Origin of the sequence: Cecembia rubra (assembly GCF_003014575.1) — a bacterium.
GTDB lineage: Bacteria > Bacteroidota > Bacteroidia > Cytophagales > Cyclobacteriaceae > Cecembia_A > Cecembia_A rubra.
Genome location: NZ_PYGF01000008.1, coordinates 13,949 through 37,311, shown reverse-complemented (window position 1 = coordinate 37,311; position 23,363 = coordinate 13,949). Strand labels below are relative to the sequence as shown.

The 23,363-nt window shown below is 38.4% G+C and carries 22 protein-coding genes; 15 read left to right on the top strand and 7 right to left on the bottom strand.

All coding sequences use genetic code 11. The features are described 5' to 3' along the window. Nucleotides 1-106: 106 nt before the first annotated feature. The gene (locus CLV48_RS14065) at nucleotides 107-373 is read right to left on the bottom strand and encodes an acylphosphatase (protein WP_106567938.1); all 267 of its coding nucleotides are present in this window, start codon (nucleotides 371-373) and stop codon (nucleotides 107-109) included. A gap of 221 nt (nucleotides 374-594) precedes the next feature. Then, nucleotides 595-816 carry a hypothetical protein gene (locus CLV48_RS14060; protein WP_106567937.1) on the bottom strand — a complete coding sequence of 74 codons (222 nt, stop codon included), beginning with the start codon at nucleotides 814-816 and terminating at the stop codon, nucleotides 595-597. Nucleotides 817-880: 64 nt separating this feature from the next. Between CLV48_RS14060 and CLV48_RS14055 the strand changes: the two genes are divergently transcribed. From CLV48_RS14055 to CLV48_RS14040, 4 genes are all read left to right on the top strand, one after another. Further along, a complete protein-coding gene (locus CLV48_RS14055) occupies nucleotides 881-1,981 on the top strand; it encodes a vWA domain-containing protein (protein WP_106567936.1) in 1,101 nt (366 codons plus the stop codon). 2 nt (nucleotides 1,982-1,983) lie between these two features. Then, a complete protein-coding gene (locus CLV48_RS14050; protein ID WP_106567935.1) occupies nucleotides 1,984-3,507 on the top strand; it encodes a magnesium chelatase in 1,524 nt (507 codons plus the stop codon). Nucleotides 3,508-3,750: 243 nt separating this feature from the next. Further along, entirely contained in the window at nucleotides 3,751-4,509 is a 759-nt protein-coding gene (locus tag CLV48_RS14045) for a CHAD domain-containing protein (protein WP_170069031.1), read from the top strand. A 31-nt stretch (nucleotides 4,510-4,540) separates the two neighbouring features. After that, the gene (locus CLV48_RS14040; protein WP_106567933.1) at nucleotides 4,541-5,923 is read left to right on the top strand and encodes a methyltransferase RsmF C-terminal domain-like protein; all 1,383 of its coding nucleotides are present in this window, start codon (nucleotides 4,541-4,543) and stop codon (nucleotides 5,921-5,923) included. Between the two features lie 3 nt (nucleotides 5,924-5,926). On the opposite strand, the gene hflX is transcribed toward CLV48_RS14040, so the two are convergent. Beyond that, on the bottom strand, nucleotides 5,927-7,192 hold the full coding sequence (gene hflX, locus CLV48_RS14035; protein WP_106567932.1) for a GTPase HflX: 1,266 nt from the start codon (nucleotides 7,190-7,192) through the stop codon (nucleotides 5,927-5,929). A 109-nt stretch (nucleotides 7,193-7,301) separates the two neighbouring features. Between hflX and rfbC the strand changes: the two genes are divergently transcribed. The 11 genes from rfbC to CLV48_RS13980 all read left to right on the top strand — a co-directional run bounded on the left by rfbC (nucleotide 7,302) and on the right by CLV48_RS13980 (nucleotide 17,672). Next, complete coding sequence (gene rfbC, locus CLV48_RS14030; RefSeq protein ID WP_106567931.1) at nucleotides 7,302-7,850, top strand: dTDP-4-dehydrorhamnose 3,5-epimerase; 549 nt, start codon at nucleotides 7,302-7,304, stop codon at nucleotides 7,848-7,850. Between the two features lie 11 nt (nucleotides 7,851-7,861). Then, complete coding sequence (locus CLV48_RS14025) at nucleotides 7,862-8,611, top strand: tyrosine-protein phosphatase (RefSeq protein WP_106567930.1); 750 nt, start codon at nucleotides 7,862-7,864, stop codon at nucleotides 8,609-8,611. Next, nucleotides 8,608-9,573 (top strand): NAD-dependent epimerase/dehydratase family protein, encoded by a 966-nt coding sequence (locus tag CLV48_RS14020; protein WP_106567929.1) that lies wholly within the window; start codon nucleotides 8,608-8,610, stop codon nucleotides 9,571-9,573. The genes CLV48_RS14025 and CLV48_RS14020 overlap by 4 nt, the downstream gene beginning before the upstream one ends. A 144-nt stretch (nucleotides 9,574-9,717) precedes the next feature. Beyond that, nucleotides 9,718-11,145: a tetratricopeptide repeat protein gene (locus CLV48_RS14015; protein ID WP_106567928.1), complete on the top strand. Its 1,428-nt coding sequence runs from the start codon at nucleotides 9,718-9,720 to the stop codon at nucleotides 11,143-11,145. 21 nt (nucleotides 11,146-11,166) lie between these two features. Then, nucleotides 11,167-11,937, top strand: a complete 771-nt coding sequence (locus CLV48_RS14010) for a phosphosulfolactate synthase (RefSeq protein WP_106567927.1) — start codon at nucleotides 11,167-11,169, stop codon at nucleotides 11,935-11,937. A 56-nt stretch (nucleotides 11,938-11,993) separates the two neighbouring features. After that, the gene (locus CLV48_RS14005; protein ID WP_106567926.1) at nucleotides 11,994-12,929 is read left to right on the top strand and encodes a polyprenyl-phosphate transporter; all 936 of its coding nucleotides are present in this window, start codon (nucleotides 11,994-11,996) and stop codon (nucleotides 12,927-12,929) included. Further along, entirely contained in the window at nucleotides 12,926-13,666 is a 741-nt protein-coding gene (locus tag CLV48_RS14000) for a shikimate dehydrogenase family protein (protein ID WP_106567925.1), read from the top strand. The genes CLV48_RS14005 and CLV48_RS14000 overlap by 4 nt, the downstream gene beginning before the upstream one ends. A gap of 26 nt (nucleotides 13,667-13,692) precedes the next feature. Further along, nucleotides 13,693-14,943: a pyridoxal-dependent decarboxylase gene (locus tag CLV48_RS13995; RefSeq protein ID WP_106567924.1), complete on the top strand. Its 1,251-nt coding sequence runs from the start codon at nucleotides 13,693-13,695 to the stop codon at nucleotides 14,941-14,943. A 232-nt stretch (nucleotides 14,944-15,175) separates the two neighbouring features. Beyond that, nucleotides 15,176-16,522, top strand: coding sequence for a PhoH family protein (locus tag CLV48_RS13990; protein ID WP_106567923.1), 1,347 nt, complete (start codon nucleotides 15,176-15,178; stop codon nucleotides 16,520-16,522). 163 nt (nucleotides 16,523-16,685) lie between these two features. Next, complete coding sequence (locus CLV48_RS13985) at nucleotides 16,686-17,009, top strand: hypothetical protein (protein ID WP_106567922.1); 324 nt, start codon at nucleotides 16,686-16,688, stop codon at nucleotides 17,007-17,009. A gap of 309 nt (nucleotides 17,010-17,318) precedes the next feature. Continuing rightward, entirely contained in the window at nucleotides 17,319-17,672 is a 354-nt protein-coding gene (locus CLV48_RS13980; RefSeq protein WP_106567921.1) for a hypothetical protein, read from the top strand. Between the two features lie 76 nt (nucleotides 17,673-17,748). Here the strand turns inward: CLV48_RS13980 and CLV48_RS13975 are convergent, their stop codons facing one another. The 4 genes from CLV48_RS13975 to uvrA form a co-directional block, all read right to left on the bottom strand. Next, the gene (locus CLV48_RS13975; RefSeq protein WP_106567920.1) at nucleotides 17,749-18,504 is read right to left on the bottom strand and encodes a LytR/AlgR family response regulator transcription factor; all 756 of its coding nucleotides are present in this window, start codon (nucleotides 18,502-18,504) and stop codon (nucleotides 17,749-17,751) included. 131 nt (nucleotides 18,505-18,635) lie between these two features. Continuing rightward, nucleotides 18,636-19,373, bottom strand: coding sequence for a LytR/AlgR family response regulator transcription factor (locus tag CLV48_RS13970; protein WP_106567919.1), 738 nt, complete (start codon nucleotides 19,371-19,373; stop codon nucleotides 18,636-18,638). 12 nt (nucleotides 19,374-19,385) lie between these two features. Beyond that, nucleotides 19,386-20,438, bottom strand: a complete 1,053-nt coding sequence (locus tag CLV48_RS13965) for a sensor histidine kinase (protein ID WP_106567918.1) — start codon at nucleotides 20,436-20,438, stop codon at nucleotides 19,386-19,388. A gap of 90 nt (nucleotides 20,439-20,528) precedes the next feature. Beyond that, complete coding sequence (uvrA, locus tag CLV48_RS13960; RefSeq protein ID WP_106567917.1) at nucleotides 20,529-23,360, bottom strand: excinuclease ABC subunit UvrA; 2,832 nt, start codon at nucleotides 23,358-23,360, stop codon at nucleotides 20,529-20,531. Nucleotides 23,361-23,363: the final 3 nt, after the last annotated feature.

The following is a 23,363-nucleotide window of genomic DNA, read 5'->3' as shown; positions in this document are numbered from 1 at the left end:
AAATGAGGGGTTAAAAAGATGCCTTTAAATCAATTGGCCAGAAAAAACAAATGCCAATTCCTAGTTGAAATTGGCAAGGAGGTAATTATATATTCACTATTTTGAATTACTGCAAAATGAGGAAATCTTGATATCCTTGTTCTTCACCTTGAGTAATCTCCAAATTCTCAACATGGGAATTAGGAGGACCGAGTCTCAGCCATGACTGCATCGCCAATATGGAGTGAAGTTCTCCTTCAATTTCCAAAGATACTGTTCCGTCCTCTTCATTTTTTACCCAACCTTTAAGGTCTAATTCTAGCGCTTTTTGTTGAGTATTTTTTCTGAAAAATATACCTTGAACCTTACCATAGACTTTAATCCGTCTGTTCATTCGTTTTAAGGGTTATCACATTAATGTGGATCAATTACAAATGTATTAAACGTTTCAATATTTTCCGAATTTCTGACATATTTGGTTAGTACAATTTACCAGTAGAAAAATTAATATTTCGGTAATTTTCAACTTGACTATTTAAAGATTTAATTAAATTAAACCAAGGTAAAATCTTGGTATTAACAACGATTTAATGATAACCATATACAGTTTTTGGGCTACATCCTTGCCTTTGGGAAATCTTCGTACCATTGGTCCTCAAAAGTAGATTTTACCAGCACTTCTGATCTTAAGACCCTGTAAACCATCCAGATGATAGAAATCGGCGATATTGAAAACATAATCAATATCAATGCAGTATTGAGATTGGTATGAATCGCTGTAACAAAAACAACCAGAAATGAGGTAACCAAATAGACAGGAAACAAATAGTTTTTCATGATTATCAAGTATTTATCTTTACTTAGTAAACCAGTATAAGCTTCATTTTGTTACAACAATGCTATGAAAGGTTTCCGATTTACCAAATTCACTCCACCACAGAACCCGGAGAAAAACACTTTTGAAAATCTGCTCAATATTTTCCTTCAATTGGTAACGATGACCGGAGGTGATGTGGCAGAAGCCCTATCTTGGCTGAGCAATCTGGACAAAAGATACCAGCTTACCAATCCAAATTATGGTATAGGAGATTTTATTGAAGAACTCAAAAGCAAAGGTTACCTAACAGAAGAAAACCAAAAAGGGGAAATTAAAATCACCCCAAAAGCTGAACAAAGTATCCGTAAAAATGCCCTGGAGGAAATTTTTGGCAAACTTAAGAAATCCAAAACCGGGCAGCATAAAACTACCCAATCCGGATCAGGAGATGAAAAAGGAACTGACAGGAGGCCATACAGCTTTGGAGATAGCCTTGACCAGATTGCTTTGACAGATTCCATTAGGAATGCCCAGGTCAATCATGGCTTTTCTGGTGACTACCTTCTTACAGAAGATGACCTAGAGGTGGTGGAGAATGAGTACAGGACCCAGACCTCTACTGTCTTGATGATAGACATCAGTCATTCAATGATTTTGTACGGTGAAGACCGGATAACCCCTGCCAAGAAAGTGGCCATGGCTTTGGCAGAACTGATCAAGACCAGATATCCTAAGGACACTTTGGATGTAATAGTCTTTGGCAATGATGCCTGGCAAATAGAAATTAAAGACCTCCCTTACTTGCAAGTGGGACCCTACCATACCAACACCGTAGCAGGTCTGGAACTTGCTATGGATTTGCTCAGAAGAAGAAAAAACCCAAATAAACAAATCTTTATGATTACAGACGGGAAACCTACCTGTCTCAAAATTGGGATAAAATATTACAAAAATGCTTTCGGGATTGATAGCAAAATCCTGAACGAAACCCTAAAACTCGCTTCTCAATGCCGAAAACTTAAAATCCCCATCACTACCTTCATGATTGCATCTGATCCTTATCTCAAGGAATTTGTTAAAGAATTTACCAAAGCCAATAATGGTAATGCTTATTATAGCAGTCTTAAGGGATTGGGAAATCTGATTTTTGAAGATTATAGAAGAAACAGGACTAAAAAACTTTAAACATGGAATACCATAAATTGACCTCCAGAGACTTATTAAAAATAAAAACACTTGGGGAATTGAAAGCTTCTGGCTATAGGCCAATTTCCATTAAGGAAGAGCTTCGAAAAAACCTGATCCAAAAAATTAAGAAAAAAGAACAGGTATTTGAAGGAATATGGGGTTATGAAGATACTGTTATCCCAGATATTGAGAGGGCGATTCTTTCCATGCACAACATCAACTTACTTGGACTTAGAGGGCAGGCCAAAACCCGTATTGCAAGGATGATGACCCTCTTATTGGATGAATTCATACCTGTGGTGGAAGGTTCTGAACTCAATGATGATCCATTGGCTCCTCTTTCTTCATTTGCCAAAGAACTCATCAAAACTAAGGGGGATCATACACCCATATCATGGTGGCATAGAGAGGATAGGTATACAGAAAAACTGGCTACTCCTGATGTCTCAGTTGCTGACCTTATTGGGGATGTAGACCCCATTAAAGCCGCTACCCTAAAACTATCCTATAATGACGAAAAGGTAATTCATTATGGATTGGTGCCCAGGTCCAACAGGTCCATTTTTGTCATCAACGAACTTCCTGATCTTCAGGCAAGGATACAGGTAGCGCTATTTAATATCCTACAGGAAGGAGATATTCAAATCAGAGGATTCAAATTAAGACTGCCCTTGGATATCCAATTTGTATTCACCGCGAACCCTGAAGACTATACCAATCGAGGCTCAATAGTAACTCCACTCAAAGACCGGATAGAAAGCCAGATCATTACCCATTATCCAAAATCCATTGAGATTGGTAAGAGAATCACTGCTCAGGAGGCCAAATTGGAAGGCAAACCTATAGAAAATATCCACGTTCCTGAACTGATGCGGGATCTCATAGAACAGATCGCCATCGAGGCCAGAAAAAGTGAATATGTAGATGAAAAAAGCGGTGTCTCTGCAAGATTGACAATCTCGGCTTTTGAAAACCTCATTTCTGCCGCAGAACGGAGACTTTACCTCAATGAAGAAGAAAGCACTGTCATAAGGATAGCAGATCTTATCGGAGTTATACCAGCCATTACAGGTAAAGTTGAATTGGTTTATGAAGGAGAACAGGAAGGCGCGGGCCTTGTCGCTTATAACCTGATCGGAAAGGCAATCCGTACCTTATTCACTGATTATTTCCCTTCTCCTGAACAAAAGAAAAAAGATAAAGAAGGAAATCCATATGTTATCCCATTGGCTTGGTTTGGGGAAGGAAATGCTTTGGATATCTTGGCCTCGACAAGCGATAAGGAATACAAAAGCAGTCTTCAAAAAGTACCTGGATTGGAAAATTTGGTTACGGCAATGATCAAAAGCTTACCGGAAAAAGAAAAAGAATTTTACATGGAATTCCTGCTTCACGGACTTTCTGAATACAGCCAGTTAAGTAAAAAACTCCTAGACACTGGAATGCAATTTAAAGATTTATTCAGCTCCATGTTTGATATGGATGCCTCCGAAGAAGATTTTGATGAAGAAGATGATTATTAAACCTAAACTTACCAGACAATTGATCCCCTTCCAACTAAATTGGGCGGGGATTTTTTATTCCCTGTATAAAACCTAAATTGATTGTCGTTTAAATTTTACATGATTATCTGCTATCATACCACTTATAGGATTTACAAGTAAATTAGAATCAACATCCAATGTCAATAAATATCAGTTTGATTAATACCCGCATTTATAATGATTACTGGTGTATTGGGGATGTATATAAAATTTTATCCAATAATGGCTTCTGAATCCATTTATAACAAATATCTGAAGGAACATCTGGATCAGGTGAATCATTATCTCGCTCTGTTTAATGAAAACAAAGAGGCTGATAATATTCATCAATTGAGGGTCAATATCAAAAAAATAAAAGCACTCATTCGGTTTTTTGCACAATTAGAGCCCAATATTGATTATAAAAAGATTTTTCAACCTATAAGGAAACTTTTCAAACAGGCGGGTGAAATCAGGGAAATGCAGTTGTACCTGACCAAATTTGAGTCATTTCAGGAAAAAAAGGGAAAGCAGGAGAGAAACCTTAATGCGAAACTGGCCAATAAAATTGATCAGTTTTTGGTAAGATTGCCAAAATGGGAAAAAACCCTCAATGGTTTTCTGGATACGATCACTAAATTCAATCATACTTTTGATATCAATTTCTTATCCGCCTACTTCAACAGTATCATATTCAAAAGCAATAAAAGATTGCGAAAAGGCATGTTCCATGATGCCAGAATGGAAATTAAATTCATCCTGTATTTAAAACCCCTGTTTTCTGAAAATCAGCAACATGACCTTAAAATCAATTTTGAATTTCTGGATAATTTGCAGGAAAAAATCGGAATTTGGCACGATCTGTTAGTCAGCCAAAACTTGTCCAAAAGCAAGGACCATGATAAAAAGATCCAAAGGGAATTGGATACTTTAGAAAAAGAGATTAAAGCCATTACCAAAAGCTTCCTTCAAACAGTGTATATTTCCAGCCATCCAGCTTAATTATAAAGAACTATTTTTGTCAAAAAAAACCATGTCATCTATCCTACTTCCTGAAGCGTTTGAAAAGAGGATGAAAGATTACCTTGGAGAAGAGGAGTTTTCTCAATTCCACGACGCCATGGAAAAAGACCCTAGAACTTCCATTAGGCTTAACCCTTTCAAAAATGTAACGGAATACCCGAATTTGATCAAGGTTCCCTGGTCGACTTGTGGGTATTATCTGGTAGACCGGCCCAGCTTTACTTTGGACCCCTTGTTTCATGCAGGCGCATATTATGTACAAGAGGCTTCTTCCATGTTTTTGGATCATATTTTAAACCATCTTCAAGTACCAAAAAATGGTGTCTTTCTGGATCTGGCCGCAGCGCCGGGAGGTAAATCCACCCTGCTGAGCAGTTACCTGGGAGAGGAGGGATTTCTTATAGCAAATGAAGTCATCAAAACAAGGGCTTCTATACTTAAGGAAAACATTATCAAATGGGGTCTTGCCAATACATTAGTGACTCAAAATGACCCAGAACACTTTTCAAATCTTGAAGGATTTTTTGATCTGGTACTCGTGGATGCGCCATGCTCTGGTGAAGGAATGTTCAGAAAAGATCCTGATGCCAGAAATGAATGGTCTCCTGAACACGTGAACCTTTGTGCTATGAGGCAGGAAAGGATCATGGATCAGGCAGGTGCGCTAGTCAAAGCTGGGGGATATCTTGTATATAGCACCTGCACCTTCAACGTGCAGGAAAATGAAGACATGTTACGGTTTATCTGTTCGGAGTTTTCCTATGAACCGGTTAGAATTCCACTTGTTCCCTCTTGGGGAATCGTCGAAACGACAGTAGAATTGGAAGGCATTCCTTACTTTGGGTACAAATTTTATCCGCACAAGGTTGAGGGGGAAGGTTTTTTTGTGTGTGTATTAAAAAGATCAGAAGACACATACATACAGGAGCCCCAAAGGATTAAGGACTTTAAACACCCCTTTATCAAATCTGAAGGAAAAGCCATTCTCCATAAACTGGTGGAAACATTGGGACTTCCGGAAAATTCCTCGATTTACAGTCTTCAGGGAAGTTTTTTTAGGATTCCAACTGAATTCCAAAAGCACTTTGAATTTCTATCCCGCTTTCTGAACATCAAATATTTTGGAGTAGAACTGGGCAAGTTCAATAAAGAGCAATTTGTACCTACCCATGAATTGGCTGTCAGCATTCTTCCCAAACATGGCTTTAAAACTTTTGAGTTAAGTAAAAAAGAAGCCCTGGATTTCTTAAGAAAAGAAGAAATTCCAATTCCAGGCATGCCTGAGGGATGGGTTCTAGTCACATTCCAAAACCTGCCTTTGGGATGGGTCAAAAACCTTGGTAAAAGAACAAATAACAATTATCCGAAAGAATGGCGGATTCGGATGAGGTGAGAATTACTCTTCCACATCATATTGAGACCAATTGATGATTTCGCTTTCAAGATAGTGAGGATATATTTTCAGGTGTTGTTTTTTAACTTCCTTTACTAAAGCTGTTCTAAATTCCTCAACATGAGTCCCGTCATGTGCAGCCATGAAAACAGGAGCTATTCCTGTTTTTTTCTCATATGCCTTGGATAATTTCTCGAAATCCAGAAAATTTTGCTCTTCCAGCTCTAACTCCGTCATATGTTGCCTTTCTTCCTCACTTGGCATTTTTGGAACGAGGTCAATTTTGTTAAAGACCAACAACATTGGTTTATCCCCTGCGCCGATTTCATTCAGTGTATTTTTGACCACTGTAATATGGTCTTCAAAACCTGGATGTGAAATATCCACTACCTCCACCAATAGGTCTGCTTCTCTGATTTCGTCCAGAGTTGACTTAAAAGATTCAATGAGATGGGTAGGGAGCTTTCTGATGAAACCAACCGTATCGGAAAGCAAAAATGGAATATTGTCTAAAACAACCTTCCTGACAGTAGCATCCACTGTGGCAAATAGTTTGTTTTCAGCAAGAATATTGGTTTTGGTTATCAGGTTCATCAAGGTACTTTTGCCTACGTTGGTATAACCGACCAAAGCCACCCTTACAATGCCCTTCCTCCCTTTTCTTTGAGTTTCTCCTTGTTTCTCTATTTCCTTAAGCTTGCTCCTGAGCAAAGTAATTTTATTTCGGATATCTCTTTTATCCGTTTCAATTTCTTTCTCACCGGCACCTCCCCTGGTACCAGTTCCACCCCTTTGTCTCTCCAAGTGGGTCCACATTCTGGTCAACCTTGGAAGCAAGTATTGAAATCTGGCAAGTTCCACCTGGGTTTTTGCCTGAGCAGTCTGTGCCCTTTTAAGAAAAATATCCAAAATCAGCAGGGAGCGGTCATAAACTTTCACTTTGAGTTCATTCTCAAGATTTCGCATTTGGGAAGGACTGAGGTCATCGTCAAAGATCACCATATCCACCTCAAAATGCTCCACATAAGCTTGGATCTCCTCTAATTTACCTGTACCCACAAAAGTCCTCACATCGGGGCGCTCCAATTTTTGGGTAAATTTATAAACTGTTTTCGCTCCTAAAGTTTCTGCCAAAAAAGCCAGCTCATCAAGGTATTCCTGAACTTGTTGTTCGCTCTGACCTTGATGGATCAATGCTACCAGTACAGCTGTCTCTTGCTTGGGTGCAGTATCGTATAATTTCTGAAGTTTTCTCGAAAATTTACTCATATGTTATATCAAGGAAAGGAACAATTAATTAGTTCCATTTGAAGAAGCTGTAAATTTACCAACCTTGCTGGAATAAAGTTATATTTGGAGCCAATATCAAATTCTAAAGATGAAAATAAAGGAAACACCACTGGAGGGGGTTTTGGAAATTTTTCCTAAAGTTTGGGAGGATCATAGGGGATACTTTTTTGAATCCTTCAGGGAGGATATTTTGGCGGAAGCCGGAATTCAGGAAAACTGGGTTCAGGAAAACCAGTCTTTTTCTACAGTTGGAACAGTCCGAGGCCTGCACTTTCAGTCAGGGGAATATGCACAGGCCAAATTGGTAAGAGTTATCAAAGGGCGGGTTTTGGATGTTGTATTGGATCTAAGGCCGAACTCTAAGACTTTTGGTGGCGTTTATACGGTGGAACTCAATGCAAAAGAGCATAATATGTTGTTTGTGCCTAAGGGATTTGCTCATGGGTTTTCAGTACTAGAAGATGCTATCTTTAGCTATAAATGCTCCAATTATTACAATAAAGAAAGCGAAGGAGGCATTCTTTGGAATGATAGGGGATTAAATATTGATTGGAAAATTTCAGAACCGATACTTTCTGAAAGAGATCAGAACTGGCCTACACTCAAAGAATTTGCTGAGCAATATTCTGCCAGATAACAGATTAGAACATGGGATTACTAGACATATTCAAAACACAAAAGTACGAGGAAGTAAGTGAGTTCAGTCTCAAATGGCTGGAGGTGGATATGCATTCCCATTTGATTCCAGGCATTGACGATGGAGCCAAGACTTTGGAAGATTCTATCGCTCTGATCAAAAGATTGAAAGGTTACGGTTTGCGGAAAATCATCACAACACCCCATATCATGACTGAATATTTCAGAAACACCCCTGAAATAATCCGTTTGGGTTTAGAAGATATCCGCTTTGCGCTGGAAAAAGAAGAACTCGATATTCAGGTAGATGCAGCAGCTGAATATTACATAGATGAAATTTTCCTGGAAAAAGTGGAATCAGGACAGGAGTTGCTTACCATAAAGGATAATTTTGTTCTGGTTGAAACGGGGTTCATGAACAAACCTCAAATGCTAATGGAAATATTTTTTGCAATGGAAATGAATGGCTACAAACCTGTCCTTGCTCATCCTGAAAGATATCATTACCTTATCAAGGATCCAGATCTCTTATATGATCTTTTGAACCGTGAGGTGTATTTCCAGATCAATCTATTATCACTGACAGGGTTTTATTCAAAACCAACCAAGCATTTTGCCGAAATGCTGATAGATGAAAAAAGGGTAAAATTATTTGGAACAGATTGTCATAACCAGCGTTATCTCGATATGTTGGAAACCCTTCCCCAATCGAAATATTATGAGAAAATCCAAGAACTGGATCTCCTCAATCAAAAACTATGAAGATATTAATAACTGGAGCTACAGGTTTATTTGGAAGTTATCTAACAAGAAAATTTGCTTCCCTAGGAGAGATTTATGCTTTAGCCAGGCCTGAAAGTGATAAAAGGTTGCTTCGTTCTTTTGCAGACCAGATCCATTGGATCGAGGGGGATTTACTGGATGAAGTTTCGCTGGAAGAAGCCCTTTTGGGAAAAGATTTGGTCATCCATTCCGGAGGAATGGTTTCATTCAGGTCTGAAGACAAGGATAAATTGATGCAGGTCAATGCCAAAGGAACAGAAAATCTCATCAATGGGATGTTAGCATCCAATGTAGAAAAAATAATTTATATTTCTTCAGTCGCTGCTTTAGGAAGAAGCCCTGAATTGAAATCAATCGATGAATCTCACAAATGGACAGAATCTGACTTAAATACCCCTTATGCTATTTCCAAACATCATGCTGAACTGGAAGTATGGAGAGGAGTTCAAGAAGGGCTAAAGGCCATAGTGGTTTATCCCAGCATCCTTATGGGAAAAATTGATGACGGAAGAAGCAGTACACAAATCTACAATTATGTGTTAGAAGAAAACAGTTACTATCCTAAAGGAACAATCAATTATATAGACGTCAGGGATGCGGCTGATTTGGTTTTCCGAATTCACCAGAAGGAGCTTTGGAATGAAGGTTTTATTCTCAACAAGGAAGGCATAAGCTATCAAAGGTTCTTTGAAGAAATGGCCTATTCCTTTGGGAAAAAGGTTCCCAACAAAGAAGTCAAAGACTGGATGATCAATTTTGCCTTGTTCTTCACCTGGCTTGGCAAAAAGTTGGGAATTAACAAAAGCCCACTGAACAGGCAAACAGCAATGCTTGCCCAATTAGAGGCAGTCATGGACAACAGCAAGGTGGACAAACTTATAGAATTCCAATACACCTCACTTGGAGAAACCCTTGATTGGGCAAAATCGAACGAAAATTGAAACATTCTCGTTTCTTTTGAGAAATAAGATTATTTTATAGACTACGCAGCATAGCGCCCAAAATCACCATCCTTAAAAAATAATTGACTTGAAATTTTAAGCCGCCGATTTATTTGGTATCTTAAAAAAACAAAACTAAAGCCGATGACCGGAGACTTTGAAAACGAATGGGAAGAAGACAGAGAGTTGGTCGAAAGATTTGAAAACTCCATGAAATCCAATCTGGATTTGTACTTCGAAGAGGAAGAATTTGAGAACATTATCCGGTTTTACTTTGACCAACAAAAATTTGTCAAAGCACTAAAAGCCGCAGAGCATGCACTTGTGAAATTCCCCTACAGCGTCGAAATCAAACTGCTTAAAGCTAATTGTCTGATTTTCAATGACGAATTGGATGAAGGATTGGATATATTAGAAAACATCAATAACCTTTCCCCAAACAACGAGGACATTATTTTGGCCTATGCCAATGCCTTGATGATGGCTGACAGTTCAAAGGAAGCCATTCAAATGTTGGAAGATTTTCTTCCTATGGCTGAGGATAAAGCTGAGGTGCATTATATGCTTGGAAATTTGTTTAGGTCTGAAAACGACACCAACAATGCCATTCAACATTATAAGGAATGTGTCAAGATAAGAATAAACCATGAAGATGCCCTTTTTCAACTGGCGATGATCACAGAAGAAGATGGTTCTTTCCATGAGATCCTTCAGTTTTATCAAGAATTTATTGACCAAGATCCTTACAGTGCAGGTGCATGGTACAATTTAGGTGTAGTGTATAACCGATTGGGCAGGTATGAGGATGCTATCAAAGCATACGATTATGCGTTGATTATTGACGATGCGTTTGCTTCTGCTTATTTTAATCTGGGCAATGCCTATATGAATACCCAACAGTTTGATTTGGCCTTGGAAGCTTATCAGAATACTATCAACTGTGAGGGGGCCAATGCAGAAAACTGCTGCTATCTGGGTGCAGCTTATGAAAAGTTGGACCAGATCGACATGGCTTTCAAATATTTTAAAAAGTCTGCTAAGCTCGATCCGGAATATGACGATGCCTGGTTTGGGCTTGGCATGTGCATGTTGAAAAAAGAAAAATATTTTGAAGCCATACATTACTTCAAGAAAGCCATCAAATTAACAGGTGAAAATCCAAATTACTGGGTAGGACTTGCAGATGCCGAGTACCATTTGGGTAATTTGCAGGCAAGTGCTGAAGCCTATGAAGAGGCCATTAACCTTGAGCCGGGCATTATGGAGACCTATGTCAATCTTTCAATAATTTATTTTGACCAAAACCGTTTTGAAGAGACAATTGATGTCATGAAAGAAGGCATTGAGGAATTACCTGAAGAAGCCGAACTTTATTACAGGATGGTTGTATACCTACTTAAAACTGGCAAATACAAAGAAGCCTTTACTTATTTGGAAAATGCATTAACTTTGGACTTTGAAAAGCATATAATTTTATTTGAGCTGATGCCTGAAATCAAACAACAAAAGGCCATCTTTAAAATTATAGCTCAATTCAGGGAAGATTCTTCGTCTTCTCAAGTCAATGGTTAATCAATCCGAAATTCCAGCAGAATGAATTACGTTCTTAAGAATCTCCCAATACGTACTGAAAAGCCGCGTGTTACAGGCTTCACTATGGTCATGGACAAGGGTTTAAGTATTAGGGAAGTTGAAAATTTTATTAGTGCCAACAGCGACTACGTCGATATTGTTAAACTGGGTTGGGCCACTTCTTATCTTACCAAAAATCTAGCTGAAAAAATCCAAGTTTACCGAGATGCGGGCATTCCGGTTTATTTTGGAGGAACGCTCTTTGAGGCTTTTGTCATCAGGGATCAGTTTGATGATTACAGGAGGGTTTTGGAAAAATATGATTTGGGTTTTGCTGAAGTTTCCGATGGATCTATCAGCTTGCCACATGAAAAAAAATGTGAGTATATCCGCACACTTTCCAAAGATGTTACCGTATTGTCTGAGGTGGGCTCTAAGGATGCAGCCAAAATCATCCCTCCGTACAAATGGATAGAGCAGATGCAAAAAGAGCTGGATGCAGGTTCTTGGAAAGTGATTGGTGAAGCACGTGAAGGGGGAACAGTAGGTTTGTTCCGTGATTCAGGGGAAGTCCGTCAGGGCTTGGTAGAGGAAATACTTACCAAGATTCCGGAAGAAAAAATAATTTGGGAAGCACCCCAGAAAGAGCAGCAAGTATGGTTTGTTAAGCTTTTAGGAGCTAATGTAAATTTGGGCAATATTGCCCCTAATGAACTTATCCCTTTGGAAACAATCAGACTTGGTTTGAGAGGAGATACCTTTGACCATTTCTTAGGAGATCATCCATTATAATATTTTGAAACTTAGGCTGTCAGGGTTTGTCCTGGCAGTCTTTTTTATTTGACCGAATGCACCAATTAAAAGATTATATTTTACTATTTTTCAAGGGCATGTCCATGGGGGCCGCCGATCTAGTTCCCGGTGTTTCCGGTGGATCTATCGCATTGATTACGGGAATTTATGAACAGCTTTTAGAAAGTATCAAATCCATTGATGGCAAGGCATTAAGTTTGCTGAAAAGATTGGAGTTTAAGGCATTTTGGAAGCACATCAATGGCCGGTTTTTGCTGACCCTTCTAATAGGCATACTGACCAGTATTTTCACCCTTTCTAAAATCATTTCGTATTTGATGGAGGAGCACCCCATACCTTTGTGGTCCTTCTTCAGCGGCCTAATAGTAATTTCCGCTTTGATTATCCTAAGAGATATTCAGAAATGGAACTTGGGTGTTGTTTTTGCCCTATTGATAGGTACAGGCACAGCATACCTGATTACAGGTCTGCCTCCTACAGGTTCACCGGATGCGCTTTGGTTTGTTTTCGTTGCTGGAGCTATAGCCATCTGCGCCATGATTCTTCCAGGAATTTCAGGAAGTTTTCTTCTTTTAATATTGGGCCAGTATGAAAAGATCCTCCTTGCAGTCAACCAAAAAGATGTTATCACTTTAGGATTATTTGCACTGGGATGTATTTTAGGGTTGCTTTCATTTAGTCGGCTGATATCATGGTTGCTTAAAAATTACCATGCTATCACCATTGGGCTACTATCCGGCTTTATGCTGGGATCAATCAATAAGCTTTGGCCTTGGAAACAGGTCATCTCTTACCGCTTAAATTCCAAGGGATTACAACAGCCATTTATTACAGAAAATATACTTCCCCATCATTATTTGGAGTTAACGGGACAAGAATCTCTCATATTATATGCTGCTTTAGCATTCTCTTTTGGAGTTTTCCTGGTCCTTGGAATAGAGCGTACAGCGTATTATATTAACAGAAAATGAGGAAATTCGGACTGATAGGATACCCATTAGGCCATTCTTTTTCAAAAAAATATTTCACGGAAAAATTTGAAAAAGAAGGAATACGCGATTGCAGCTTTGATCTTTATGAAATTGAGGACATCTCTCTGTTTCCAAAACTCCTCCAGGAAAATCCAGAACTCGAAGGCTTAAGTGTGACTATTCCTTATAAGCAAAAGGTCATCCCTTACCTTGATGATTTGGATCCTGCCTGCAAAAAAATCGGAGCAGTAAATTGTATTCAGTTCTATGAAGGAAAATTAAAAGGTTTCAACACTGATTACATCGGCTTCAAACATTCCTTAGATAATTGGCTTCAGGGTCAAAGACCAAATGCCCTTGTGCTGGGAACTGGTGGTGCTTCCAAGGCAGTTACACAGGCACTTCAGGATTTGGGTATTGGCTATATGATGGTTTCTAGAAACCACTCCCCCGATCCATCCTGCATTACCTATGCAGAATTAAATGCCGATGCTTCTATCCTGGCAGATAATCATCTAATTATAAATACCACTCCTTTGGGAACCTTCCCAAAAACTGAAGAAATGCCGGAAATCAATCCGGAATTTATCACCAGGAAACACAAAGTTTATGACCTGGTGTACAACCCGGAAAAAACCTTTCTGATGCGTTCGTTGGAAGCTAGGGGGGCAATAGTAAAAAATGGTTTAGAAATGTTGATCCTTCAGGCCGAAGCAGCCTGGAAAATCTGGAATTAATTCGAACCATTTATTCAATTGTTACCATGTACTGGAAGAAAAAATCTCACGAGCAAATCAAAGAATATATTTTCAATGCCCTGGACCAAAATCTGGATTATAGGGGGGACCGTCCAATTCTGGGCATACCTGGAACTTACCTGGACACAACAGAATTTTATCCTGATGCGCCTTTTCTCAAAGATGCACCATATATGTCAGCCATGGTGAGGAACCCTAACCATATTGGCGTCCATACCCTAAGTGATGAATCGGTCTTAGAGGTATTTGAGGGTACCCAAAAAATTGAAAAGGAACTGATCAAACTTGTAGCAGAGGAAATTTTCAACGGGGACCCCAAAGGACAGGATGGTTATGTGGCCACTGGTGGTACAGAAGCAAATATTCAGGCCATGTGGATTTACCGAAATTATTTCAAAAAAGAGTTTGGAGCAAGAATCGGTGAAATAGGCTTGGTTTATTCCCAAGATTCCCATTATTCCATGCCAAAAGGTGCCAATATTCTAAATCTGAGCAGCATTATCCTGGAAGTAGATCCAGATACAAGAGAGATCAAAAAAGAATCCTTTGAAAGGAAAATCAAGGAGGCCATGTCAGATGGTATCAAATACTTTATCGTCATCGCCAACCTCTCGACTACAATGTTCGGTTCAGTAGATGATATTGACATGCTGGGGGACTTTTTCACCAATATGAATGTCCCTTTCAAAATTCATGTGGATGCTGCTTATGGTGGATTTATTTATCCCTTTACCAATCCTACGAGCAGATTTACCTTTCAAAATCCATATATGAATTCCATTACTGCAGATGGGCATAAAATGCTTCAGACACCCTACGGAACAGGCTTGTTCTTGATCAGGAAAGGGTTTATTGAATATGTAAAAACAGATGAAGCTCAATATATTCCTGGAAAGGACTATACCATCAGTGGCAGCAGATCAGGCGCCAATGCAATTTCTATGTGGATGATTTTGCAAATCCATGGCTCAGAAGGATGGAAATATAAAATGGAAACACTTTGTGATAAAACAGAGAGGATCTGTAAAAAACTAGAAGGAATAGGTGTAGAATATTTCAGAAATCCTTATCTGAATATCATCGCTATCAAAGCAAAGTATATCAGCAAGGAACTCGCACATAAATATTACCTGGTGGCCAACTCCTATGAATTTGAGCCGGAATGGTTTAAGATTGTGGTAATGCCCCATGTAAAACCAGGCACCATAGATGCTTTCTTAATGGAGCTGGAAGGAGAAGTTAATCAGCGCAAATAATCCAAAATAACTATAAGTTCAAAGGCCAATACTGTTTTGATAACAGTGGCCTTTGATTTATCCTGAAGATTGGCTTTGGTATAGATGACTACTCAACTATTACAAAACTGATTTTCAAAGGGATAGGATTCAGACATTATTAATTTTTTGGAATTTCCTTTAATAAAATGGCAATCTAAATTTTATTTTTCTAACTTATTACTAACTAACAACCACTAAAATTTTATTGTTTATGCCAAGAGCTAAATCCGATAAGGACCGCAAAATATTTGTGCTGGATACTTCTGTAATCCTTTATGAGCACAATTCCATCATGAATTTTGCTGAACATGATGTGGTCATCCCGATTACTGTTTTGGAGGAGCTCGATCAGTTTAAAAAGGGAAATGACACCAAAAATTTCGAAGCCAGAGAGTTTATCCGATTACTCGACAATCTGGCTAAGGATAAAATGATCCATAATTGGACACCTCTGAACGGAAAGACTAAGGGGAACTTCAGGGTTTTAATGAACCCAGATAATAACATTAATGCCAACATTATTTTTGGTGAAGAAAAAAATGACCATAAAATCCTGAATGCTGCCCTTCATCTAAAGCAAACGGAAACTGATCGAAGGGTTATTCTGGTAAGTAAGGATATCAACCTGAGACTGAAAGCAAAATCACTGGATATTCATGCTGAAGATTATGAGACGGGTAAAATCAAAAACATCACTGAAATTGAGAATACAGGAAAATATGTGCTTGATGATCTGGATCCACTGAATATCAATCAACTTTATGAAAATCATTCGATAGAAGCCAAAAAGGTGCTTGGCAATAAAAAAAGAAAGGCAAATGCTTATTATATCTTAAAGAGTGATAAAAATTCCGTTCTGGCCTACTATAATTCAGAAGATAATACTTTGGAAAGAGTAGATAAGAAATTGGCTTATAATATCAAACCAAAGAATGCTGAACAGACATTTGCTCTTCATGCCATATTAAATCCCAGAGTAAAGCTCGTTTCTATCCAAGGAGTTGCAGGTACAGGCAAAACCCTCTTGGCTTTGGCAGGCGCATTGGAACAAAGGAGGGATTTCAAACAAATCTACCTTGCCAGACCAATTGTACCATTGAGCAACAAGGATATTGGCTACTTACCTGGAGATATCAAATCAAAACTAAATCCATATATGGAACCTCTTTGGGATAACCTGAAATTTATTCAGAACCAATTCAAAGAGTCGGATAAAGAGTACCAAAAAATCACAGAGTTGGTCAACCAAGAGAAACTCGTTATTCAGCCATTGGCATATATCAGAGGTAGATCTTTGTCCAATATCTTTTTCATTGTAGATGAGGCCCAAAATTTAACCCCTCATGAAATCAAAACAATTATCAGCAGGGCAGGAGAAAACACCAAAATAATATTTACAGGTGACATCTTCCAAATAGATACCCCTTACTTGGACAGCCAAAGTAACGGTTTATCCTACCTCATTGACAGAGTCAAAGACCATCCTTTATATTCTCACATAAAATTAGAGAAAGGTGAAAGATCTGAACTGGCCAATTTAGCAAACGATCTTCTGTAATTCGTTAATTTATTTACTGATCCGATAGATTATTTCATATATCTATCGGATTTTTTATGATTATTTTTGAAACCTTCTTTTTCGTACCTCGTATCCCTTATTCAAATAACGAAGATAACAAGGGAATAATTCTAGAAAAAAATATAAAAAAGGATAAATGAGTATGAAAAAGTATCTTTCAATCCAAGTAAAAAAATACGCTTTTGTAGCGTTTCTATCAGCATTTATGCTGCTTTCATCTGGTGTTTTTGCCATGAAAGAAATTTCCAAAGACCAATTGATGGAAGATGAAGCCCTGCCAGAACTGGTACTTGAACTTCAGGAGTTGAAATCCACACCATCTGTCACCATCATCAATAAATATGGTGAAATCATTGCCCAGTTTTATGGAGCCAAAGAAGAGATTGAGTCAAAATTTCCAGAAACACTCCAAAAATCTAAGTTTATCTTAAATCATGGAAATCACCATTTCTTCCTTTTGGATTAAATCAAAATGAAATAATTTTCTGAAAAAGATAGCTTTATTTACCAAAGCCGATAGAATATTCCGATTTCTATCGGTTTTTTTCATTTTTAAAGATTAGTCATGCAACTTTTTTTGCGGGATGATCATCTTTAAAAATGTACTGAAAGTAAAATACACGTGTACGTTTCCGTACATAAATATTATATCAAAAATTACATAACTATCTGTTTTTCAGTTATTTAAATATTTTGGCCAAAATTTGGCATATATTAAATCACAGTAGCGATGTAAAGAATTGAAAACAAATAAAGAACGTAAAATAAAAAGAAAATGAAACCAACTATTTTAACTCAAAAAAATGTCTGTGCTTTTTTAGGACTAATCATGGCATTGACAATTATGTGGAGCGCGAAAGCGGATGCGAAAGTTGATACCATCAACGAGGTTATCCCAATGGGATGGAATAAAACAATGGAAACAGTACAGGAGGAGTTTTTACCACAAATAGAAATCGACTTCTCTAAGCTAAAAACAGAACCCACTGTCACTTTTATCAACAAATATGGAGAAGTGATCGCTGAGTTTTATGGTGAAAAATCTGATCTGGAATCTAAATTCAAGGATTTCTTTGAAAAAGGTGAATTTGTCACTTCCTCAGGAAAACATGAGTTTTACTTACTTTAAGACAGTTTAGTTGATTGTTTGGTTTTAAAAAAGAAAAAAGGTGGGCCATGCTCACCTTTTTTCTTTTTCCATTATTTTAACTTTCGGTAATAGTATTGAGTTTGGCAAGGAAGCTGTTGTAATATTGCCTACCTACTTGGACTACTGCCCCTGACATCAGGGTGATATCTTTTGTGTTAAAGCTCTCTATCTGTCCCAATTGTACGATGAAAGATTTCTGAACCCTCAGGAAAAGATGGGCAGGTAATTTATCTTCCATATCTTTCATGGATTTCCGGATTGTAAAGTTTCTACCTTTAGTGTAAATCGTAACCATATTGCCATTGGCCTCAACATAATAAATGTCTTTATATGGAACCCTCTCATAAGCATTATCTGCTTTAATAAACACTGCATCAGTTACCAGATAAGGGCTATCATCTTTGGCCTTGGTAGCCACTGCCTCTATATTTGGCTTGGTTCTTTTGTTATAAAGCACAATCTCTACAATGGCATGGATATCATTGGTATTGAAAGGTTTTACAATAAAACCGGCAGGATTTATTCTTTTGGCTCTTTCAATGATAGTAGGATCACTATAGGAAGTCACATATACCAAAGGAACTTCAATCATCTGTTTGATGATTTCTCCAAGCTCTATACCATCCTTATCTCCTTTGAGTTTGATATCCATAAATACCAAATCAGGCTTGTACTTTTTAATTATTTTTATGGCCTGATTGGCTGAATTGGCAATATCAATGTTAACATATCCTAAAAGTTCTAAAATCTCCTCAATGTTCTCCGCAATGTTAACATCGTCTTCAACGATAAGAATTCTTTCCTCTTTCATAGATTTTTTTTGGGAAACTGTAAAATATAAATGCCCTAAAATTGTTTTATCAATAGGCTATTTACAAATTTTAACTTTTACAATCAAATAAATGCATTTTATTTTTCTTGGCAAGTCTTTAATCCTGTGATTTATAGACTCATCATATCTTTAAATCTAGCAGCCTGCCTTCTACTTACTTCGATCCTGTCCCCACCTTTCAAAGTAACCACGAGTCCGCCATTAAACCAAGGCTCAATTGCCTCCACCCAACTTAGGTTGATAATATGCTTTCTACTAGCTCTAAAAAATGATTTTTCATCAAGACGCTCGTCCAGGGCATTCAATGATTTATGGATCATCGGTTTATTATTGTCAAAATATACCTTGATATAATTTCCATCCGATTCAAAAAGCCTCACATTGGAGAGCTTGACAAACCAGCATCTGTCTCCATCTTTTACAAATACCTGATCATCCAAAGTCAACTTTTTGTTTTGATGGGCTGCCGTAACTTCTGCCTGTCTTTCAGATGTTTCACTGAGTTTTTTCTGAAGTCTTTCAATGGCCTCTCCCAATCGTTTTTGTTCCACCGGTTTCAATAAATAATCCAATGCATTGACCTGAAAAGCCTTAAGGGCATATTCATCATAAGCAGTGGTAAAAATCACATGCGGAACGTTATCCAACTCCTCAAGTAAATCAAACCCAGTCTTCTCCGGCATCTGTATATCCAAGAAAACAACATCCGGTAATAGGGATTCGATTTTTTCTTTCGCATCATCCACATTATTGGCTTCACCAACAACTTCTACTTGGTCAAATTGGGAAAGGAGGTTGATCAGCTCTTTTCTGGCCAATCTTTCATCATCGATTACTAATGCTCTCATTTTGTTGGAATTTTAACCTAATGTAAGGCTTTGTTTTGGAATTTTTATTTCGGTTACTACAAATTCATCCCCTGAATTGTAAATTTTGAAAGAGGATCTATTGCCATAAATAAGCTTTAAACGTTGAATCGTATTGCTGATTCCATGACCTTCTCCATCCCTTTTTTTGGTAAATACACTTGATTTGAGCTGCCCACTGTTTTTAACCTGAATGACCAGGTCATCGGTGATACCTTCATAACATTTTACTTCAATTACACCTCCTTTAACCCGATTGGAAATCCCATGTTTTATGGCATTTTCCACTATAGTCTGCAACATCATGGGAGGTACCTTGAAATCATAGGCAGCAGGTTCAATATTATATTTGATGGTAAGCCTTTCTTCAAATCGGATGGATTCTAAATTCAGGTAATCTTTCACCGTGTTGATTTCATCCTCAAAATCAATAGTCCTCTTTCTGTCCATCATCAAAGAAAACCGGAGAATATTGGAAAGCTGTGTAATGGCCAGCTTGGCTTTTTTGGGATCTTCATCTACCAATGCCCTAACGGAGTTCAGAGCGTTAAAGATAAAGTGCGGGTTCAACTGACTTTTGAGATGGTTCAGTTGAATTTCATTGATTTTGGCCTGATACTTTAAACTCTGATTGTAATTGTCCAAAAAATGGAAAAGGAAATACAGCATAGACCAGAGTGAATAAAAAAGGAAGCTGACAAAAATATTTACAGATATCACTACAGGCCGAAAGTCTACTTCGGGATCTAAAGTATCAAAGATAAGATTGATGATAATCTGAGCTATCATGTTGAACACACTCAATAATCCCAATCCTATAAGCGTATTTATCAAAAGCCTGCTGAAAGTAAGATTCAGCCAGTCATACTTTTTGACAATATTTCTGAAAATATGGGTAGAAATCAGATAAAAAGCCGCCAAGGAAGTAAAAGCACCTATCTGGACTGTGGATATCCCTCTATCAAGCGAGACAAAAAAAAGGTTGATCAAAGCATAGCTCGACCAGCCCAAAATCTGTAAACTCCAATATAAACGAATCCTATTCATGCCTGATCCAAATATAGTCAAGCAAATAATATTGCCTCCAAATTTTTACAGCAGGGAAATATTTATGCAATGGTAGGTCAATCTAAGTGCTTAACCCAATTCAAGCTTAAGAAATCTGGCTGTATGACTGCTTTTATGCTTGGCCACATCCTCTGGCATTCCCTCAGCGATTATCTGCCCCCCTTTGTCCCCTCCATCAGGACCTAGGTCAATGATATGGTCTGCTACTTTAATGATATCAAGGTTGTGCTCGATGATCAAAACCGTATTTCCCTTATCTACCAATTTGTTCAATACACCCAAAAGGTGTTCAATATCCTGAAAATGTAATCCAGTAGTAGGCTCATCAAGGATATAAAAGGTTTTACCGGTATCTTTCTTTGAAAGCTCCGTCGCCAATTTGACCCGCTGTGCTTCGCCGCCTGACAATGTAGTGGCATGTTGGCCCAATGTGATATATCCTAGACCTACATCATTCAAGGTCTTTATCTTTCGAAGTATTTTTGGTTGGTTTTCAAAAAACTCAACCGCTTGCTCTACAGTCATATCAAGGACATCGGAAATGGATTTGCCTTTAAATCTGACTTCCAGTGTTTCTCTGTTATACCGTTTGCCTTTACAGGTCTCACAAGGAATATGGACATCGGGGAGAAAATCCATTTCAATCAACTTCATGCCTGCTCCCTCACAATCTTCACAGCGTCCACCCTTTACATTAAAACTGAACCTCCCGGCTTTGTAACCTCTGATTTTGGCTTCAGGTAACTCTGTAAATAATGCCCTGATATCTGTAAATACTCCCGTATAGGTAGCTGGATTTGATCTTGGTGTCCTACCGATAGGGGACTGATCTACTTCAATTACCTTATCTAAGTGTTGGAGCCCTTCTATAGAACCATAGGCTAGGGGTTCTCTTTTTGACCTGTAAAAATGTTGGTTAAGTAATGGAAACAATGTCTCATGGATCAGAGAACTCTTACCGGAACCTGATACACCGGTTACACAGATCATTTTTCCCAGGGGAAGATTAAGGTTTACATTTTTTAAATTATGTCCTGAGGCGCCATTTAACTTAAGAAAATCTCCACTTCCTTTTCTTCTCTCCTTAGGAATCTGAATCTTCAATTTCCCGGAAAGGTATTGGGCCGTTGTGCTGCCTTTTTGAAGGATTTCCTGAGGAGTACCTATTGCGACAATCTGCCCCCCGTGTCTTCCGGCTCCAGGACCAATATCGACCACATAATCCGCTTCCATCATCATGTCCTTATCATGCTCCACGACCAATACAGAATTGCCTAAGTCCCGAAGGTCCTGAAGGGCTTTAATCAGTTTTACATTGTCCCTTTGATGCAAGCCAATACTTGGTTCGTCAAGGATATAAAGTACCCCAACCAACTGCGTACCTATTTGGGTTGCAAGACGAATACGTTGTGCCTCCCCACCGGAGAGGGTTTTCAAAGGTCGGTTGAGTGAAAGGTAATCCAATCCAATATCCAATAAAAAGCCTATCCGCTTCCTGATTTCTTTGAGTACTTCTTTGGCAATAATCTGTTGCCTCTCAGAAATTCTTGTTTCCAGACCATCAAACCATAGCCCTAAAGAAGCAATATCCATCATTGCCAATTCGCCAATATGCTTATTGTCAATTTTAAAATGCAATGCTTCCTTCTTGAGCCTGTAGCCTTCACAATCAGGACAGACTTTGGTATTGGTAAATTCACTTACCCAGTCCTGAATTTTATCTGAACCACCTTCTTGCTGTTTCTGCAGGAAATTGACAATCCCTTCAAAGGTAGTATGCCATTGGGTTCCTGGATATTTGACTGAGTCCACCGCTACTTCCACTTTGTCCCCATATAGCAAGATGTCCACCACTTCAGCAGGGAGATTCTCTATAGGTGTACTGATGCTGCATTTATAATGCTTCAGAATGGCTTCAATCTTCTTGAATATCCAGATATCTCTATATTCTCCCAGCGGAGCTATTCCACCCCTCGTAATACTCAGCGTAGGATCTGGAATAATGCTTTCTTTGGTAATCTCTTCAATCAATCCCAATCCATTGCAGCTGGGGCAGGCTCCATAGGGACTATTGAATGAAAAAGTATTTGGGGCAGGCTCATCATAGGACAAACCAGTGGTGGGATCCATCAAATATTTTGAAAAATGTTGGATATTGCCATCCTCATCCCTCAACATTATTACTCCTTTACCATGCTGAAGGGCTGTTTTCAGAGATTGGCTGATCCTGAACCTATCCTCAACATCTGCCACTATCCTATCCACAACAATTTCAATGTCATGGATTTTATAGCGGTCAAGCTGCATCTTAGGAACTACCTCCATCACCACACCATCTACCCTGACTTTGGAGAAACCCATCTTGCGGATCTGTTCAAAAAGCTCTCGGTAATGTCCTTTTCTCCCTTTAACTACCGGAGCTAAGATATATAGCTTTTTTCCATTGAATTTCTCAAACAACTGTTCTATGATCTGGTCTTCTGTCTGCCTGATCATCTTTTGTCCGGATAGGTAAGAATAGGCTTCACCTGCTCTAGCATATAAAAGCCTCATGAAGTCATAGATCTCTGTAACCGTGCCTACTGTAGATCTTGGGTTCTTAGAGGTGGTTTTCTGCTCTATGGAAATAACCGGGGAAAGACCATTGATTTTGTCCACATCAGGACGCTCCATCCCGCCTAAAAATGAACGGGCATAAGCCGAAAAACTCTCCATATAGCGACGCTGACCCTCTGCATAAATGGTATCAAAAGCAAGAGAACTTTTACCACTACCACTAAGGCCCGTAATGACTACCAACTTATTTCTGGGAATAGAAAGGTCTACATTTTTCAGGTTGTGTTCTCTAGCCCCAAAAATTTCTATGAACTCTTCTTTTTGTTCTACTGAATGGTCTGACATGGA